Consider the following 17,829-nt stretch of genomic DNA (forward strand, 5'->3'; position numbering starts at 1 on the left):
TTGCAACCCAGGCTCCCGGCACGGAAAATCGTCGCTGCGCGAGCTATTCGTCTTATGCCGTCTGCCTGTCGGGTCGGGGTCGAGCCTGCGTCCCTGCAGGCCGTCCCCTCTGCCCGCATCCCTGCGGGCAGCCCCGGTCAGCCGTCAACGCCTCATCGATTTTCAGCCGGACCAGGGTGTCGCTTCAACTCTCTGACTTTCAGTTAAATCTGTTTTGCTGTTCAAACATGTTCAAATAAAAATACAGATGGTCAGGCGTGGCGGGTCCGGCTGAAAATTGCCGACGTGTTTCCGTAAGGCCGGGAGAACCCGCAGGGATGCGGGTTCAGGGTGCGTGCGACAGGGATGTTGCATCGCGCCCGGCCCGGTAGCCTGGAGGAATAAGCGGAGGGGATTGCGCAGCAACAATTTTCCGTGCCGGGAGCCGGGATTGTTAAGGGTGCGGCGATAGCACCCTTAACACGTTCACAGGCGTTCAGTGTACAGAGAAGCGATGAACATGAGGTGAACGGAACCCTTTCTCAGAGAGAGCATGTTCATTACCCCGCCAACACATGTTGATGCTTTCTGAAACTAAAATGTTAACTGAACAGCGTGAGTGCCGGGGGAGGGTGATTGTCTGCCGGATGGCAACACGGAGGTCTTACCCGACCTACACTATCTTACGTAGGCCGGATAAGCGCGGTACCATCAGGTACAAGATTACTTCTTCACACGTTTCGGAAAGTGCATTTCGCTGTAACGAACGAAACGGGTTCCTTTGGTCAGCTTATAGCCAAACCAGATGATCAGGAACAGCGGGATACCAATGTAGGTTGCCATTACGCCGCCCCAGTCAATGGTATCTTTCAGGAACGCTTCGTAGTTTTGCCCCAGGGTGATTATCAGGCACAGGACAAAGGCAAAGATCGGCCCCAGAGGGAAGAAGCCTGAGCGATACGGCAGATCCTTAATATCATGGCCCTGCAACACATAACCACGACGGAAACGATAGTGGCTAATCGCAATTCCCAGCCAGGCGATAAAACCCGTCATCCCGGAGGTGTTCAACAGCCACAGGTACACCGTCTGGTTACCAAACATGGATGTCAGGAAGCACAGACCTGCCACGACAGTCGTCGCATACAGCGCGTTACGCGGTACGCCGCCACGAGACAGTTTAGAGAAAATACGCGGCGCTTTACCGTCACATGCCAGGGTGTAGAGCATACGCGTTGATGCATACATACCGGAGTTACCCGCCGACAGCACCGCCGTCAGGATAACGGCGTTCATCACCGCCGCCGCAGACAGCAGACCCGCGTGCTGGAATACCAGCGTGAACGGGCTGACGCTGATGTCTTTTACATCATTGCGCAGCAGGCTCGGATCGGTATACGGGATAATCAGGCTGATAATCAAAATCGCGAACACATAAAACAGCAGAATTCGCCAGAATACCTGGCGCACCGCGCGTGGAATGTTCTTCTCTGGATCTTCAGATTCGCCCGCGGCGATACCAATCAACTCGGTCCCCTGGAAGGAGAAGCCGACGATCATCGCCACACCAATCATGGCGGCAAAACCACCAGCAAAGGGTGCATCACCTGTCGTCCAGTTACTCCAGCCCACCGGTTGAGCACCTTTGAAGATACCGATAATCATCATCACGCCAACCACGATGAAGATAATCACGGTGGTAACTTTGATCAGTGAGAACCAATACTCTGCTTCGCCAAATCCACGTACCGAAATGTAGTTCAGCAGGAAGATAACGCCAAGGAACAGCGCACTCCAGATCCAGCCTGGCGTATCCGGGAACCACCAGCTCATTACCAATTGTGCGGCCACCAGGTCCACGGCGATAGTCACCGCCCAGTTGTACCAGTAGTTCCAGCCGAGCGCGAAGCCAAAGCCTTCTTCTACATAGTTCTGACCGTAGGTAGAGAACGAACCGGAAACCGGCATGTAGGCAGCCAGCTCACCGAGACTGGTCATCAGGAAGTACACCATCAGGCCAATCAGAATATAGGAAAACAGCGCGCCGCCAGGACCCGCCGCAGAAATGGTTGCACCAGATGCAACAAAAAGACCCGTACCGATGGAACCACCAATGGCGATCATCGTCAGGTGACGCGCCTTCAGTTCACGGCGTAGCGTGGGCGCTTCTGTGGTTTTAGTTTCGGAAACCATGTGAAAATGCTATCCATCCAAAAAATGAGGCGCGATTGTAGCAGACGAAATGGCATTCTTCCGGCACAAATGCGCTGTTATAAGAGACCTTCATGACTGGCCGCGGATTATAAGTAAAGCAGAAAATGGGCAACGTATGACGATTGCCCTCAGTTGAAGATGGGATGTTCATTGCAGGCGCGACGCACCAGCGTCTTATTCAACCTGCTCTACCTGGTCGCTATAACGCAAAAAACGCAGCAGCGAGTTTGAAAGATGTTTTTGGCGATGATGGACGCGCCAAAGCGTGCGGACCAGACGTGGCAACGGCACCGGAACTTCGCTTAACGTTCCTGCCTGCAGTTGTTCGGCAATAACCCGACGTGACAAGCAGCTGATCCCCAGGCCATGGCGGACAGCATGTTTAATAGCTTCAGAGTTACCCAACTCCATTGCCATCTGAAATCTCGGTAGATGAGACAGCAACAGGTAATCCACCAGCTCGCGAGTACCCGACCCACGTTCGCGCAGGATCCAGGGCGAAGCCGCAAGTTGCTCCAGCGTCACGGGACCCGTGGTTAGCGGCGATGACGGCGCAGCAAATACCACCAGTTCATCCTCCAGCCATGGTTCAGAGATGATCTCCGTACTGTGGCAGGGCCCTTCAATAAGCCCGATGTCGACCCGAAAATCCAGCACCGCATTGATAACATCCTGGCTGTTGCCCACGCTGAGTTCCAGCGGCAAGTCGGGGAAATCACGCCGGTAACCTGCAATCATGGCAGGTAAAATATAGTTGCCGATGGTGCTACTGGCATAGACGCGAATCGCGCCATTATCTTCACGAAAAAGCTGTTCGATTTCTGTCGTTTGCTCGAGCAAGGCCAACGCACGCGGATAGAGTAAGCGCCCGTGCTCATTGACGACCAGCCGCTTGCCGACACGGTCAAACAGTTGCACGCCAAGTTGCCCCTCTAAATCGGTCAGCGCAGCACTCACCGCTGACTGCGACAATGACAACATGACAGATGCCTGAGTCGTCGAGCCGCTTTTCAGTACCTCAGCAAACACTTCAAGTTGTCGCAGAGTGATATGCATAGTCGTTTTCCAGCGGGTAGCCCGCGCTTACCACTTATAAAGATTAATTATAAATATATAATCAATTTTATTTTTAAGCCACTTCACCTTACAATTTTTGCCAAGAAATCATTCAAATTGTTCAGGAGGGGTTATGACTGAACTCGCCCTACAGAATCATCGTCGTACAGTGTGGCATTTTATTCCGGGGCTTGCCCTGAGTGCAGTTATCACCGGGGCCGCCTTATGGGGAGGTTCCATTCCCGCCGTCGCAGGTGCCGGGTTCAGCGCCCTCACCTTAGCCATCTTATTCGGGATGGTTATCGGCAACACCGTGTACCCACAAATCTGGAAAAGCTGTGACGGTGGCGTGCTATTTGCCAAGCAACATTTACTGCGTCTGGGGATCATCCTGTATGGTTTCCGCCTCACCTTCGCCCAAATAGCCGACGTTGGTGTCAGCGGTATCGTCATTGATGTCCTGACGCTCAGCAGCACCTTTATGCTGGCCTGCTTCCTCGGACAGAAAGTCTTTGGTCTGGACAAACACACCAGTTGGTTGATTGGCGCGGGGAGCAGCATTTGTGGTGCCGCCGCGGTATTAGCCACCGAGCCGGTGGTGAAAGCAGAGGCCAGTAAGGTAACGGTCGCTGTAGCTACCGTGGTTATCTTCGGGACCATTGCTATCTTCCTGTACCCGGCAATGTACCCGCTACTGGCGCACTGGTTTAGCCCGGAAACCTACGGGATTTATATTGGCTCCACGATGCATGAAGTTGCACAGGTTGTTGCTGCCGGGCATGCAATCACCCCGGAAGCTGAAAACGCAGCCGTCATTGCTAAAATGCTGCGCGTCATGATGCTGGCTCCGTTCCTCATCATCCTGGCGGCACGTGTTAAACAACTGTCTCCGGCGACCGGCGGAGAGAAAAGCAAAATCACTATTCCGTGGTTTGCCATCCTGTTTATTGTGGTCGCGATTTTTAACTCGTTCCACCTGCTGCCACAGCCAGTGGTGAACATGCTGGTTACGCTGGACACCGTGCTGCTGGCGATGGCGATGGCCGCACTGGGGCTGACCACTCACGTCAGTGCGCTGAAAAAAGCCGGTGCAAAACCTCTGCTGATGGCACTGGTGCTGTTTGTCTGGCTGATTGTGGGCGGTGGCGCGATTAACGTTGCCATCCACGCGCTGATGGCATAATCGATCACGACTCACCTCCATTAACCCGCTATACTCTCCCTTTTTGTATTTGAGTATGGCGGGTTAAATTTATGAAATATATCGGAGCGCACGTAAGCGCCGCTGGCGGTCTGGCTAACGCTGCTATTCGAGCTGCAGAAATCGAAGCGACCGCATTCGCCCTGTTCACCAAAAATCAGCGCCAGTGGCGCGCCGCACCATTGACCACTGAAGTCATTGATGACTTCAAGTCAGCCTGCGAGAAATATCACTTTTCCTCCGCACAAATCCTGCCACACGACAGCTACCTGATTAACCTCGGCCATCCCGTCAGCGACGCGCTGGAAAAATCACGCGATGCTTTTCTTGATGAAATGCAGCGCTGCGAGCAGCTTGGTTTATCCCTGCTTAACTTTCACCCGGGCAGCCACTTAATGCAGATCCCGGAAGATGAATGCCTGGCGCGTATTGCCGAATCAATCAACATTGTCCTTGCTCAGACTCAGGGCGTGACGGCAGTCATTGAAAACACCGCCGGGCAAGGCAGTAATCTGGGTTTTAAGTTCGAGCATCTGGCGGCAATCATCGACGGCGTCGAGGATAAATCCCGGGTAGGCGTCTGCATCGACACCTGCCACGCCTTCGCGGCCGGTTACGATTTGCGTTCCGCTGACGAGTGTGAAAAGACATTCGCTGAATTTGAACGTATTGTCGGCTTTAACTATTTACGCGGTATGCACCTGAACGATGCCAAGAGCGCATTTGGCAGCCGCGTTGACCGCCACCATAGCTTAGGGGAAGGCAATATCGGTCACGATGCATTCCGCTGGATCATGCAGGACAGCCGTTTTGACGGCATCCCACTGGTACTGGAAACCATCAACCCTGATATCTGGGCCGAAGAAATCGCATGGCTGAAAGCGCAGCAAACTGAAAAGGCGGTTGCATAATCATGAACGACAGGGAAAAGCAGATCCTTAAGATCCTGCGACGCAATCCGCTGATACAACAAAATGAAATCGCCGATATTTTGCAGATCAGCCGTTCGCGCGTCGCCGCACATATTATGGATTTGATGCGCAAAGGAATGATTAAAGGTAAAGGTTATATCCTTACCGAACAAGATTATTGCGTCGTCGTCGGGGCAATAAACATGGATATTCGTGGTGTCGCTGACATCCACTATCCTCAAGCCGCATCTAACCCCGGCAGCATCCACTGTTCTGCAGGCGGCGTGGGACGAAACATCGCCCACAACCTGGCGCTACTGGGCCGTGACGTGCATTTAATTTCCGCTGTTGGCAGCGATTTCTATGGCGAAACGCTGCTGGAACAGACCCGTCAGGCCGGTGTTAACGTTTCCAATTGTATTCGTCTGCATGGACATAACACCTCCACCTATTTGTCGATCGCGAACCAGCAGGAAGAGACCGTACTGGCGATTAACGACACCCACATTCTGCAACAGCTAACACCGCAGTTGCTGAACGGTTCACGGGATCTTATCCGCCATTCCGGCGTCGTGCTGGCGGATTGCAACCTGACTGCTGAAGCCATCGAGTGGGTATTTACGATTGCTGATGACATTCCGGTATTTATTGATACTGTTTCAGAGTTCAAAGCAGCAAAAATGAAGACCTGGTTTACGCGTATTCATACGCTCAAACCCACGCAGAAAGAGCTGGGCATTTTATGGGGTAAGCCTGTCCAGTCGGATGCGGATCGCGTGCAGGCCGTCAACGACCTCCATCAGCAGGGCGTAAAACGCATCTTTGTGTGTCTGGAAGACGAATCCGTTTTTTGCAGCGAAAAGGACGGAGAGCAATTTTTACTGACATCGCCGAAGCATACTGTGATAGACAGCTTCGGTGCCGATGACGCATTTATGGCGGGATTGTTATACAGCTTCCTGGAAGGCAGTGAGTTCCGCGAAAGCGCGCAGTTTGCAATGGCCTGCGCAGCATTATCACGCGCCAGCGTCAGTATTAACAACCCGACGCTCTCTGCCGATAATGCCCTGTATTTGCTGAAAACCGCTTAGATATAATGCCGGATGGCGCTACGCTTATCCGGCCTACAAACAACAGCACTTCCTCGTAGGCTGGATAAGGCGTCAGCCGCCATCCGGCAAGACATCCGGCTACGCTAAACCAATAAAGAAACCGGCTATTGTGGCGCTCATCAGGTTAGAAAGCGTTGCCGCAGCCAGTGCTCTCATCCCAAGCTGTGCGATTTCCGGTGCGCGCTGCGGCGCAATGGCTGAAAACGCCCCGACGACGACACCAATCGAACCAAAGTTTGCAAAACCGCACAGCGCAAAGGAAATAATCGCAATGGTCTTCACATCCAACGTCCCACCGGTTTGCAGGTACGGCGAGAAGTTGAGATAAGCGACAAACTCATTAATCGCCAGCTTCTGCCCGATCAGGCTCCCCGCCAGCGTTGCATCGCTCCAGTCCACCCCCATAATCCACGCCAGCGGAGCCAGGATATAGCCAAAAATCCCTTCCAGGGTCGCGTGACCGAAACCAAACCAACCGCCAACGCCGCCAATAATGCCGTTAATTAACGCAATAATGGCGACAAATGCCATTACCACCGTCGCAACGCCTGCGGCAATCTTCAGCCCGGTCATCGCCCCACTGGCCGCCGCTTCGATGATGCTTTTCGGTGGTGTCTCAGTAAACGACAGGTTCTCGAAGGTGACGCGAGACTCTTCTGTTGCCGGGCTCAACATACGCGCGAACAAAATTCCGCCAGGAATTGCCATCAACGATGCCGCCAACAAATAATCGATGGGTACACCCATTCCGGCATAACCAATCATCATTGAACCCGCAATAGACGCCATCCCGCTACAAATTGCAGTAAACAGTTCATTGCGATTCAGGCGATCAATAAAGGGTTTCACGATTGCCGGAATTTCGTTTTGCCCGAGAAAAATTGTCGTCACCGCGACAAATGATTCGATTTTGCTGATGTTCAGCGCTTTCTGGAAAATACCACCGAGAATACGGATCAACAGTCCCATTACGCCAATGTAGTAAAGCAGGCTTATCAGCGCGGTAACAAAAATGATCGCAGGGAGAACACGGAAGGCAAAGATAAAACCGGCACCGTCAAACAGCACATCCATTTTAGGACCGACCAACGAGCCAAAAATAAATGCACTCCCCGCATCGCTATATGACATGACCTTGTGGACGCCGAGTGCCGCCTGTTCAACCAGCCATTTCCCCGGAGGGAAATACAACATGATACCGCCAATGGCGATTTGCAAAACCAACGCGGCGCCAACGGTACGCAGACTAATCCGTTTTTTATTTACTGACAGCAGAAACGCGATGGCCAGTAATACCACCATACCCACAACACTTCTCATTATATCCATAATGAAATCCCTTCATGCCAGGAAACCCGGCGCTAACGCCAGGTTTTGGTAGGTTTGATATTCACGGGCGACCACTTTCTGCCCGGTAAATTCGGTCAGGCGAGGCGTTGGTATTCCTTCGCAATCTCGCAAGCCAGTATGGCGTTGTTGAACACCAACTGAATGTTAGATTTCAGACTGTCGCCTCCGGTCAGTTCCGCAACCCGTGCCAGCAGGAACGGCGTACTATCTTTGCCCACCACGCCCTGCTCTTCAGCTTCTTTCACTGCCCGATCGATTGCCGCATTAATTTTTTCTTCTGCCATTGCGAACTGTTCAGGGATGGGGTTTGCGACAACCAGGCCGCCGTTCAGGCCGGTTTGCCATTTCACCGCCATCGCACGGGCAATGTCTTTTGCGCTGTCCAGACGAATACTGACGTCAAACGGACTGGTGCGGCAGAAAAATGCTGGCAGTGATGTTGTCTGATAACCAATGAGCGGCACACCGAAGGTTTCTAAATATTCGGTTGTTAATCCAAGATCGAGAATAGATTTTGCCCCTGCGCAAATAACCGTGACATTGGTATGTGCCAGTTCTTGCAGATCCGCAGAAATATCAAATGTATGCTCAGCCCCGCGGTGAACACCGCCGATACCACCGGTTGCAAATACTTTAATTCCCGCCATAGCGGCAATAATCATGGTAGAGGCAACGGTAGTCGCGCCATTTTTCCCCGCGGCGAAAACAAACGGTAAATCTCGACGGCTAACTTTAGCAACGTTATGCCCTTCACGTCCTAAAAGTTCAATTTCGTCTTTACTCAAGCCCACTTTCATTACCCCGCCAATAATGGCAATGGTTGCAGGCACAGCGCCATGTTTGCGAATAGTTTCTTCTACTTCAATTGCTGTCTGCGCATTCTGTGGAAATGGCATGCCATGGGAAATAATGGTTGATTCAAGTGCAACAATGGGTTTTTTACTGTTTAATGCTTCCTGAACTTCTGGAGATATTTGTAATAATTCAGAGGAAAGAGTTAATTCAGACATTCTGTGTTCTCCACTAATGAGCTAACATTCGCAACAGACAAATCAGGGTTATTGGTATATTCACAGGCCAGTGCCATCGATGAGCAACCCTGCGCAAATCGAACCGAATCAATAAAGGGCAAACCGTCTACCCAGCAGGACGCCAGTCCCGCCATCATGGCGTCACCCGCCCCCGTGACATTAATGACGTGAGTTTTAATGGGCAGCGACCAACCGCTACTCCCCGAGATATCACTATAATAAACACCGTCCCCCCCCATGCTGAGCACCAGGCGGTTTAGGCCGCGTTCATGAAACCACGTGGCAACTTTGCCAACATCCTCTCGCCCGGAGAGGGCAATACCACTCAGGGTTTCAGCTTCAAGTCGATTAGGTTTTAAGGTATGGATTTTGCCGAGCTGCTCGCGAATTTTAACGCACTTCCATGCCGATACCGGGTCAACAAACACCGGTACCTCACCCGCATTTTCCAACACCCATGTCAGCGCGTCTTCACTAATATTACAGTCAGCGACAATGACTTTTGCTGCACGAATAAAATCACGATGTTGTGACAAAAAATCCGCTGAAATGTGGTCGGTAATACTCATATCATTAATGGCAACCAGCATCTCACCGGTATTATCAAGCAGCGACAAATAGCTTGATGTATTTTCTCCAGCAACAATCAGGCATTTTTCGACATGAACACCAGATTGATTAGTTTGCGCCAGCAGTGATTGCCCATAGAAATCGTTACCAACGGCAGTCAGTAACCATGAATTTTTCCCCAGTAGCGCCAAATTATGAGCGATATTGCGCCCCACGCCGCCTGGTGTAAATTTTATTTTCCCCGGATTCGAGTCCGCATAATTAAGAGAAGCATGCGAATACCCAGCGACATCCATATTGGCCGAGCCAATGGTTACTATGTATTCCTTTTCACGCATAGCATGTCCCCTGGCAATATAATTACCACTTATGAGTTCGTCAGAAATAACCCTTACCACACCAAGGATTATTAGAGCACATGTTCACAATCAAACACGTGTTCATGTTAGCCAGGTTTTTTGTAAAGTAAATCCATCCGCAAGATCTAAAACAAATAGATATGAACAGAATCACAATTTTTTATAGATACAGTTTGCAAGGGCGCGAAAAAATGAGAGGTAGAACGCAAATTGAGCAAGTCAGAAAAAAAACCTCCGGATAACCGGAGGTTTTTCAGATGCACCAGGCGGACTGCGTGTATTAACTGAGCGAAACCAGATCCTCCGGCATGTGGTTGTACAAAATCCGCCAGAAGTGCTCAGCCGTTTTATTCAAGCGGGTATCCATCCGGTAAATATAGGCCTGAATAGGTACCATCAGTTCCGGCGTCTGCAGACAAACCAGCCGCTTGTCACGCAGTTCGTTTACGATAGTCCACGCCGGCAGCCAGGCGATACCATGCCCATCTAATGCCATATTTTTCAATAACTCACTCATCGAAGACATAAACAGTGTACGAGCAGAAATGCCCCCCACTTCCGCCAGATGACGGTTTACCAATCTTCCCATGTAGGATGTGCTGGTATAGTTCAGGATCGGCACCTGCGGCTGATAGATATCTAACAACGCCTTCCCCTGCGCGTCAGCCGCACAGACGGGATACAGCTCAGACTCAAAAACCTTTAAACCGCAGAAAGGTGACTGCATTAAGTCTTCATCCCGAAAGGAGATAATAAAATCACTTTTCCCTTCACGCAGGGTATTCACCGCTTGCACCACATCAATCGCCTCGACGTGATAAACAAACTCTTCCCCCCAGGCCGCCATTGAGTGCACTAATCTGGGCAACATAGTCAGCGACAGAGAATGTGCCGCCGCTATTTTGATATTGGGTACCCCAAGCAGGTTGTGCCCGCTGAGCTCATCCAGATTGCATTCCAGCTGTTGCAGCAGGCTACGGGTTTGTGAATGGAATAACTTGCCCTCCTCCGTGAGTTGCAGTGGGCTCGTCGTGCGATCAAAAAGCAGTACCCCCACGGCTGATTCGAGCGCTTTGATCCGCCTGCTAAATGCCGGTTGGGATATATTGCGTTCCTCAGCCGCCTGGGAAAAATGACGACACGCCTCCAGCGTCAGGAAATCATATAACCATTTTGTCTCAATATTTTTCATGCCTGTCACGCGGATGTTTAAATATGCCAATTGGCTTTAAGCATCATGCCTGAATATTTCCAGAGATGAAATTCATCATCGCCACCTGGTGATTCGTTTTTTGCATCAAGCCTTCGTTTTTAACATTACCATACCTCCCTCCCACTCGGCCACAACCGCTCGCCTGCCGCGTATTGTCGGACCTCAGGCTGAATACCGGCCTGATGAGATGACAAACGAAGCCACATCCATGCGGTTTTTGCATTGAACAAAACATTATTGCATTTCTCCTCACGCCTCACTGCTGTTAAACATTACCAGCAGATACAACGTAGCTCTGAATATTAATCATCGGTGAATTGAGGTATATATCGTGAAAGGTTTAATTGGCGTACTTGGTGGTATGGGGCCAGCGGCAACAGTCGATCTCTTTAATAAATTCGTCACCTTTACCGCGGCACAACGTGACCAGGAACATATCCCATTAATTATTTCATCAATTCCTGACATTCCTGACCGAACTGACGCGTTAATGCATCATGGTAATTCCCCGCTCCCGGCAATGCGCGATTATATGCATAAACTCGAAGATGCTGGCGCTGAGTGTATTGTGATCCCCTGTAATACCGCCCATTTTTGGTTTAATGAATTAAAAGAGTGCTGTCACACAGAGCTGCTCAGTATCGTTGAAACGACCATCAACGAGGTCAAGAACTGCGGAAAATCACGTATTGGACTGCTCGCCACCAACGCCACGTTGTACATGGGTCTCTATCAAAAAGGCATTGAATCTCTTGGGCTAACCTGCATCAGTCCTGACTCGGCCAGTCAGGAAAAAGTGATGGAAAGCATCTATTGCTTAAAAGCCGGTGATGCTAAGCGGGCACAAATGCTGATGAATGAACAGGCTCAAGCACTCTTCTCTCGCGGCGCACAAGTTATCGTACTGGGATGTACTGAAGTTCCCGTCATCCTTGCTGAGGCTGTCAGAACGTCACCTGAAAAATATATTGATTCAACCGGTTCATTGGTTCGCGCCGGTATTAAATGGTACGAGAAACGCGTGGGTAAAAATCACCTTTTGGTGCAATGAAAATCTATGCCGTGCTAATTGTTGCATTAAATAAACACCCATTTTAATAACGAATTATTCTCTGGCGGAGGCCATCATGATTTGGCTGGAAATTATCGTAGTGTTGGGCGCAATATTTTTTGGCATCCGCCTCGGCGGAATTGGTATCGGTTTATGTGGCGGGCTGGGGCTGGCTATATTAACGCTGGGATTTGGGCTGAGAATTGGTTCACCGCCCGTTGACGTTATTCTCATTATTATGACGGTTGTCGTGGCAGCATCTGCGCTACAGGCCGCCGGAGGTATGGATTATCTGGTTCGCGTTGCCGGGAATTTCATGCGGCGTAACCCTAAATATATCAATATTATTGCGCCGATCATCACCTGGTCGATGACCATTATGGCGGGGACCGGGTTTATTGTTTTTTCTACCCTACCGGTGATTGCCGAAGTCGCAAAAGAGTCCGGTATCCGCCCCTCACGCACGCTCGCAGGCTCCGTCGTCGCCTCCCAGGTGGCCATATCCGGCTCGCCGATCAGTGCTGCGATGGCCGCAATGTTAACCATCATGGAAGGAAACGGCGTCAGCTTTATACAGGTCATGGCGGTATGCCTGCCCGCCTCGTTCGTTGCCGCCATGGTGGCCGCATTAATCGCTTCACGCCAGGGGTGCGAGCTACAGGATGATGAAGTGTATCTGCAACGCCTGCAAAAAGGCCTGGTCCGTAAATATGAAAGCCAGAGTAGTACGACGCCGGGTGCCGTGCTTTCCGTGGCCCTGTTTATGCTGGCAACCATCGTCATCGTCATCCTTGCTGCCTGCCCTCAGCTACGTCCGGGATTCGACGTCGGTAGTCCAATGAATACGCGGGATATCATTATTATCTGCATGTTATCTGCCGCTTGCCTGATGGTCGTGTTATGCAAAACATCTACAGATGCCATTGTACTGACATCCACTTTTCGAGCAGGGATGAGTTCGCTGGCCGTCATTCTCGGCATTGTTACACTGGGAACCACATTCATTGACGCACACTTAGCGGAAATTAAAGACATCGCGGGTAATATTCTACAGGCCTACCCGATGCTGTTGGCTCTGGTACTGTTTGGGACCTGCGCGCTTCTCTATTCGCAGGGAGCCACCACGCCGCTGATTATCCCGCTTGCCGTCGCGCTCGGCGTACCCACCTGGGCCATTCTGGCTTCCTATGTGGCAGTGACTGGTGTGTTCGTTCTACCCACATACCCCACTTCACTGGCGGCAATGGAGTTCGACACCACCGGGACAACGCGCGTGGGCAAGTATGTTTTAAACCATCCGTTTATGTTGCCAGGACTGGGTGGGATCATCGCGGGCGTTGCCTTTGGTTTTATCATCGCGCCAATGATTGCCTGACCCGTTTTATTCAGGGGGGCCGAAAGCGATATCGCCCCCTGAAAACTTCGCGACTTACCTGACCTGGCTCACCATAGCAATACCGTCTTACCTTTATCTATTTGCTTCACATCGCTGCTTTTAATCACGCGGTGATAGCCATAGGTGTCAGCATATTTTGTCAGTCCTGTCCCGGAATCCGGCTCAGGCTTGCCTTGCGTCTCTATCGTTACCCCTGATGTTGTTGTCATCACATAAGTGGTTGAGCACCCCGAAAGCAACAGCGTAGCGAGTGACAGAGAGGCAAAAATGTGCGTTTTTTTCATATTCGATTTCCGTGATGAGTTTGATTTAAGGGCACTTTATCGAATTTGGTTAAGGCAGGATGGATTATTGTGGCGGTGCCGCAACGGTCGGGATCAAAGAATAAAAAAGGGCAGAGAAATCTCTGCCCTGGGAAGTAAAGAAGGGTTAGGCTACTTTCGCGACGGCGTCCACTTCCGGGCGCTTCAGCACCGCGTAGGAGAGACCTGCCACCAGCGTACCAGCAACAATCGCCAGCAGGTAACCAAGCACTGGGGTAATGGCGCCTGGGATCAGCAGTACAAACAGTCCGCCGTGTGGCGCCATCAACTTCGCACCCACAGCCATTGAGATTGCTCCCGTCACCGCGCCACCGACGATACAGCATGGTAGAACACGCATCGGATCGCGTGCCGCGAACGGAATTGCCCCTTCGGTGATGAAGCACAAACCCAGAACCAGCGCCGCTTTGCCACCTTCTTGTTGTGCTTTGTCGAACTTACGACGCGCAACCAGCGTTGCCAGACCCAGAGCCAACGGTGGCACCATACCTGCCGCCATAATGGCTGCCATCGGTGCATAAGTTTGCGTACTCAGCAGACCCACCCCAAAAGCGTAGGCCGCTTTGTTCACTGGGCCGCCCATGTCAGTACACATCATGCCGCCAAGAATAGCGCCAAGCAGAACCGCATTCGCCGTCCCCATGGTTTGCAGCCAGTGAGTCAGGCCTTCCAGAATGCCCGCAACCGGTTTACCAATCAGGTAAATCATTGCCAGACCAACGACCAGGCTCGAAAGCAGCGGAATAATCAGAATCGGTTTCAGCGCTTCCATACTCTGTGGGAGTTTCAACTTCGTGCTGATGAGCTTCGCCACATAACCGGCAAGGAAACCGGCGATAATCCCACCGATAAAGCCAGAACCGGTGCTCACCGCCAGCATACCGCCGATAAGACCCGGCGTCAGACCCGGACGGTCAGCGATGGAAAACGCAATGTAACCCGCCAGAACTGGCACCATCAGCGCAAACGCTGAACCACCGCCAATCTGCATCAGCGCCGCCGCCAGCGTCCCCTGCTCTTTGAACGCCTCGATACCAAAAGCAAATGAGAGTGCAATACACAGGCCGCCAGCAACCACCATCGGCAGCATGTAAGACACACCGGTCAGCAGGTGACGATACGCGCCCGCGCCCTCTTTTTTTCCTTCGGTGGCCGCAGTCTGATTCTTCCCGGCAGGCTGGTACGGAGTCGCTTCATCCAGCGCTTTATCCAGTTCCTGCTTCGTTTTCTTCAGCGCCAGACCCGTAGACGTGCGATACATCGGTTTTCCAGCAAATTTCGCCAGATCAACCTCAATATCAGCCGCCACAATCACCAGATCAGCCTCGGCAACCTCTTCCGGCGTAATGGCATTACCTGCCCCTACAGAGCCACGGGTTTCTACTTTCACCCACCAGCCGCGTTTTTTCGCTTCGGTTTCAATGGCTTCAGCAGCCATAAACGTATGAGCAACGCCGGTCGGACAAGCCGTCACCGCCACCACACGTTTTGGACCATTGCTTGCCACTGGTGTTGCCACAACCGGCGCGGTATATGGCTGCGCATGGCCTTTTGCTTCACTGAGAAAAAGCTCGGGATGTGCAACCGCACGACCTATGTCGCCCAGCCAGACTTTTTTGCCGTTCAGCGAGCTGTCGGCAGGAAGCGTGTCGCCCAGAACAATCGCCAGTTCGGCATCATTAGGATTATCAATAATTTCCAGATGTGCTTTCTGCGCCGCCGCTCCAAGCAGGGTTTTCGCCATGTAAGCGCGAGCCTGGCCGAGATTAGCGTCAATAATCAGCAGCGTTTTCATTATGCCTCTCCTGCTGTCAGTTAAACGGTTTTAAGTCGACACGCGCCATCATTGCGGCCAACTGAGGACGATCGGTAATGCCCACATTGCTTTGGCTTACCGCCAGGGCGGCAACTGCCGTCGCCAGACGCAGGGTATGTTCGCTGGATTCACGCATCAGCAAGCCGTAAATCAGACCGCCAACCATTGAATCACCCGCGCCTACGGTGCTGACCACCTCAACTGACGGCGGTTTAGCAATCCACTCACCCGAAGCGTTAACCCACAGCGCACCTTCCGCGCCGAGTGAAATCACCACGTGAGCAATACCCTGCTCGCGCAGCGCATGCGCCGCTTCAATCACATCTTTCATTTCCGGCAGCTTACGGCCTGCCCAGATTTCCAGTTCACGACGGTTTGGTTTCACCAGCCACGGTGCCGCTTTCAGACCCGCCACCAGCGCTTCACGACTACTATCAAAGATAATGCAAGGACACTGACTGCGCAGGCGCGTCATCCAGTCAGTGAATGCTTCAGGGCTCACGCCGGTCGGCAAGCTGCCGCTGACGCACACCATATCGAATTGCCCCAGCCAGCTTAGTGAGTCATTCACAAAGCGTTCCCAGTCAGCCGGTGTGACTTCAAAGCCGGAAAAATTGAAGTCAGATACTTCACCATCTTTTTCAGTCAGCTTGACGTTAATACGGGTACGCCCCTGCACCACCTGAAAACGGTTAGCGATGCCCAGTTCACTGAACAACTGCTGAAAACCATCCTGGTTGTCCTTACCCAGAAAACCGCCGACAGTCACGTCAATCCCCAGGTCCTTAAGCACTTTTGCGACGTTAATCCCTTTTCCTGCCGCATGCAGACCGGTCGTTTTCACCAGATTGACTTCACCACGTTCAATTTCTGGGCAAAAACCGACCAGATCGTAAGCCGGGTTCAGGGTGATAGTTGCAACACGTCTGCTCATTATGCGCCCTCCCCAAGACCTGCCGCGATGGCATCGCCAATGGCTTTCAGCGCCTGTTCAGCATCTTCACCCTGTGCGGTAAAGCGCAGGTGGTGTCCTTTTTTCACGCCCAATGCCACCACTTTCATCAAACTGCGTCCATTTGCCGGTTTTCCGGTTCCATCAAGATTCGTCACGGTTATTTCACTATTAAATTGTTTAATCGTATTCACCAGCATGGTGCCCGGACGGGCGTGTAAACCATGCTCATTACGCACTACAAACTCGGCACTCAGTACACCATCAGTTAATGCATCATCGCTGGTCAGCAGCGCCAACACCGTTGCTGCATCCGCCTTCAGCAAACGGTCAGCTTTATTGCTCAGCAACAGATCGCCAAGACGCTTCAGCACCGCAACGGGCTGGTCATCATTCATCGCGACAGTCACCAGCAGCGCAGCGGCTTCGCCCTGCACGTCAAATGCGCTTGCCGCACGACTGATTGCGACGGCGCTGCGCACATTGCCTTCAGCACAGTCATTCAGCCAGATGCCCTGACCAAGATTCATTGGTTGCTCGTTAATCGCTCTGGCCACAAAGGTGGCATCTACTGCCCCGGCTTCTTTCAGACGTGCGGCGTTTAGCGCCTGCAGCGTCACCAGCGAATTGGCGACGACGTCCAACGATAGCGTTTCGTTATCAAGCTTCAGCTGCTCGCTCTGCTTTTCACCCATCAGCAATGCACGTAATTCTTCTGCCGTGGTGGCGGATTTCAGCTGTTCCGCAACCGAGTCATCACTCAATACATGAGTCAGTTGACGCAACAACCCAAGGTGCTCATCTGAGCTGGCTGCAATGCCGATTGCCACATACGCAACCTGACCTTCGCCCCATGTCACCCCCTGTGGAAACTGAAACACCTGCACCCCGGTTTTCAGCACCTGATCGCGTGTATCTGTCGTACCGTGAGGAATGGCAATACCATTGCCGAGAAACGTCGATGTTTGTTGTTCGCGTGCCAGCATGCCATTGACATAGCCGTCCGCAACGTTGCCTGCTTGCACCAGGGCTGCGGCAACCTGGCGAATAGCCTCTTCTTTATTCCCGGCCTGTTCGCCCGGGTGAATATCCTGAACAGATAACTGGAACATGATTCTCCTCTCCTGCTGAATTGAAACGATTCAGCTAACATGAGAAAAAAGGCGCCACCCGACTCCATCAGTTAAGGCAAGATGACGCTGAAACGTTTCAAGAAGTCTGGATCTTTCTGCGTCAGCACGCAAGTAAAGTTAACAATTAACTTGCTGAATTTAGATGTACCGCACATTTTCTCA

The 17,829-nt window shown here is 51.9% G+C and carries 15 protein-coding genes; 5 read left to right on the forward strand and 10 right to left on the reverse strand.

Annotated features, from left to right (window positions below):
• Window positions 1-702: 702 nt before the first annotated feature.
• Window positions 703-2,172 (reverse strand): lysine-specific permease, encoded by a 1,470-nt coding sequence (gene lysP / locus RYZ59_RS00800; RefSeq protein WP_137383673.1) that lies wholly within the window; start codon window positions 2,170-2,172, stop codon window positions 703-705.
• A gap of 195 nt (window positions 2,173-2,367) precedes the next feature.
• Complete coding sequence (gene yieE / locus RYZ59_RS00805; protein ID WP_048211165.1) at window positions 2,368-3,249, reverse strand: DNA-binding transcriptional regulator YeiE; 882 nt, start codon at window positions 3,247-3,249, stop codon at window positions 2,368-2,370.
• A gap of 133 nt (window positions 3,250-3,382) precedes the next feature.
• Between yieE and RYZ59_RS00810 the strand changes: the two genes are divergently transcribed.
• From RYZ59_RS00810 to RYZ59_RS00820, 3 genes are all read left to right on the forward strand, one after another.
• On the forward strand, window positions 3,383-4,432 hold the full coding sequence (locus RYZ59_RS00810; RefSeq protein ID WP_318048889.1) for a YeiH family protein: 1,050 nt from the start codon (window positions 3,383-3,385) through the stop codon (window positions 4,430-4,432).
• Window positions 4,433-4,503: 71 nt separating this feature from the next.
• Complete coding sequence (nfo, locus tag RYZ59_RS00815) at window positions 4,504-5,361, forward strand: deoxyribonuclease IV (protein WP_318048890.1); 858 nt, start codon at window positions 4,504-4,506, stop codon at window positions 5,359-5,361.
• A 2-nt stretch (window positions 5,362-5,363) separates the two neighbouring features.
• Window positions 5,364-6,452, forward strand: a complete 1,089-nt coding sequence (locus RYZ59_RS00820) for a sugar kinase (protein WP_137383676.1) — start codon at window positions 5,364-5,366, stop codon at window positions 6,450-6,452.
• A 99-nt stretch (window positions 6,453-6,551) separates the two neighbouring features.
• On the opposite strand, the gene RYZ59_RS00825 is transcribed toward RYZ59_RS00820, so the two are convergent.
• The 4 genes from RYZ59_RS00825 to hypT all read right to left on the reverse strand — a co-directional run bounded on the left by RYZ59_RS00825 (window position 6,552) and on the right by hypT (window position 10,975).
• On the reverse strand, window positions 6,552-7,802 hold the full coding sequence (locus tag RYZ59_RS00825) for a NupC/NupG family nucleoside CNT transporter (protein ID WP_040230612.1): 1,251 nt from the start codon (window positions 7,800-7,802) through the stop codon (window positions 6,552-6,554).
• 95 nt (window positions 7,803-7,897) lie between these two features.
• Window positions 7,898-8,833, reverse strand: a complete 936-nt coding sequence (locus RYZ59_RS00830; RefSeq protein ID WP_318048893.1) for a pseudouridine-5'-phosphate glycosidase — start codon at window positions 8,831-8,833, stop codon at window positions 7,898-7,900.
• Entirely contained in the window at window positions 8,821-9,762 is a 942-nt protein-coding gene (locus tag RYZ59_RS00835; protein WP_137384074.1) for a pseudouridine kinase, read from the reverse strand. Before RYZ59_RS00835 ends, RYZ59_RS00830 begins: the two co-directional genes overlap by 13 nt.
• Window positions 9,763-10,063: 301 nt before the next feature.
• Window positions 10,064-10,975: a hypochlorite stress DNA-binding transcriptional regulator HypT gene (gene hypT, locus RYZ59_RS00840; protein ID WP_318048895.1), complete on the reverse strand. Its 912-nt coding sequence runs from the start codon at window positions 10,973-10,975 to the stop codon at window positions 10,064-10,066.
• A gap of 352 nt (window positions 10,976-11,327) precedes the next feature.
• Here hypT and RYZ59_RS00845 point away from each other — a divergent pair, with 352 nt between their 5' ends.
• Window positions 11,328-12,047 (forward strand): aspartate/glutamate racemase family protein, encoded by a 720-nt coding sequence (locus RYZ59_RS00845; protein WP_318048898.1) that lies wholly within the window; start codon window positions 11,328-11,330, stop codon window positions 12,045-12,047.
• A gap of 76 nt (window positions 12,048-12,123) precedes the next feature.
• The gene (locus tag RYZ59_RS00850; protein WP_318048900.1) at window positions 12,124-13,422 is read left to right on the forward strand and encodes an anaerobic C4-dicarboxylate transporter; all 1,299 of its coding nucleotides are present in this window, start codon (window positions 12,124-12,126) and stop codon (window positions 13,420-13,422) included.
• A 68-nt stretch (window positions 13,423-13,490) separates the two neighbouring features.
• On the opposite strand, the gene RYZ59_RS00855 is transcribed toward RYZ59_RS00850, so the two are convergent.
• The 4 genes from RYZ59_RS00855 to fruB all read right to left on the reverse strand — a co-directional run bounded on the left by RYZ59_RS00855 (window position 13,491) and on the right by fruB (window position 17,646).
• Entirely contained in the window at window positions 13,491-13,727 is a 237-nt protein-coding gene (locus RYZ59_RS00855; protein WP_318048902.1) for a YgdI/YgdR family lipoprotein, read from the reverse strand.
• A gap of 145 nt (window positions 13,728-13,872) precedes the next feature.
• Window positions 13,873-15,561, reverse strand: coding sequence for a PTS fructose transporter subunit IIBC (gene fruA / locus RYZ59_RS00860; RefSeq protein WP_318048903.1), 1,689 nt, complete (start codon window positions 15,559-15,561; stop codon window positions 13,873-13,875).
• Between the two features lie 16 nt (window positions 15,562-15,577).
• Entirely contained in the window at window positions 15,578-16,516 is a 939-nt protein-coding gene (gene fruK, locus RYZ59_RS00865; protein ID WP_003834544.1) for a 1-phosphofructokinase, read from the reverse strand.
• Window positions 16,516-17,646 (reverse strand): fused PTS fructose transporter subunit IIA/HPr protein, encoded by a 1,131-nt coding sequence (gene fruB, locus RYZ59_RS00870; RefSeq protein ID WP_318048904.1) that lies wholly within the window; start codon window positions 17,644-17,646, stop codon window positions 16,516-16,518. The genes fruK and fruB overlap by 1 nt, the downstream gene beginning before the upstream one ends.
• Window positions 17,647-17,829 lie beyond the last annotated feature (183 nt).

Origin of the sequence: Citrobacter sp. HN-141 (assembly GCF_033341895.1) — a bacterium.
Classification (GTDB): domain Bacteria; phylum Pseudomonadota; class Gammaproteobacteria; order Enterobacterales; family Enterobacteriaceae; genus Citrobacter.

Excerpts from the sequence above, each read along its gene's own strand:
- nfo (WP_318048890.1), top strand. The coding sequence starts at position 4,504 with ATGAAATATATCGGAGCGCACGTAAGCGCCGCTGGCGGTCTGGCTAAC.
- hypT (WP_318048895.1), bottom strand. The coding sequence starts at position 10,975 with ATGAAAAATATTGAGACAAAATGGTTATATGATTTCCTGACGCTGGAG.
- lysP (WP_137383673.1), bottom strand. The coding sequence starts at position 2,172 with ATGGTTTCCGAAACTAAAACCACAGAAGCGCCCACGCTACGCCGTGAA.
- RYZ59_RS00835 (WP_137384074.1), bottom strand. The coding sequence starts at position 9,762 with ATGCGTGAAAAGGAATACATAGTAACCATTGGCTCGGCCAATATGGAT.
- RYZ59_RS00830 (WP_318048893.1), bottom strand. The coding sequence starts at position 8,833 with ATGTCTGAATTAACTCTTTCCTCTGAATTATTACAAATATCTCCAGAA.
- RYZ59_RS00820 (WP_137383676.1), top strand. The coding sequence starts at position 5,364 with ATGAACGACAGGGAAAAGCAGATCCTTAAGATCCTGCGACGCAATCCG.
- RYZ59_RS00825 (WP_040230612.1), bottom strand. The coding sequence starts at position 7,802 with ATGGATATAATGAGAAGTGTTGTGGGTATGGTGGTATTACTGGCCATC.
- fruK (WP_003834544.1), bottom strand. The coding sequence starts at position 16,516 with ATGAGCAGACGTGTTGCAACTATCACCCTGAACCCGGCTTACGATCTG.
- RYZ59_RS00810 (WP_318048889.1), top strand. The coding sequence starts at position 3,383 with ATGACTGAACTCGCCCTACAGAATCATCGTCGTACAGTGTGGCATTTT.
- RYZ59_RS00850 (WP_318048900.1), top strand. The coding sequence starts at position 12,124 with ATGATTTGGCTGGAAATTATCGTAGTGTTGGGCGCAATATTTTTTGGC.
- RYZ59_RS00855 (WP_318048902.1), bottom strand. The coding sequence starts at position 13,727 with ATGAAAAAAACGCACATTTTTGCCTCTCTGTCACTCGCTACGCTGTTG.
- fruA (WP_318048903.1), bottom strand. The coding sequence starts at position 15,561 with ATGAAAACGCTGCTGATTATTGACGCTAATCTCGGCCAGGCTCGCGCT.
- yieE (WP_048211165.1), bottom strand. The coding sequence starts at position 3,249 with ATGCATATCACTCTGCGACAACTTGAAGTGTTTGCTGAGGTACTGAAA.
- fruB (WP_318048904.1), bottom strand. The coding sequence starts at position 17,646 with ATGTTCCAGTTATCTGTTCAGGATATTCACCCGGGCGAACAGGCCGGG.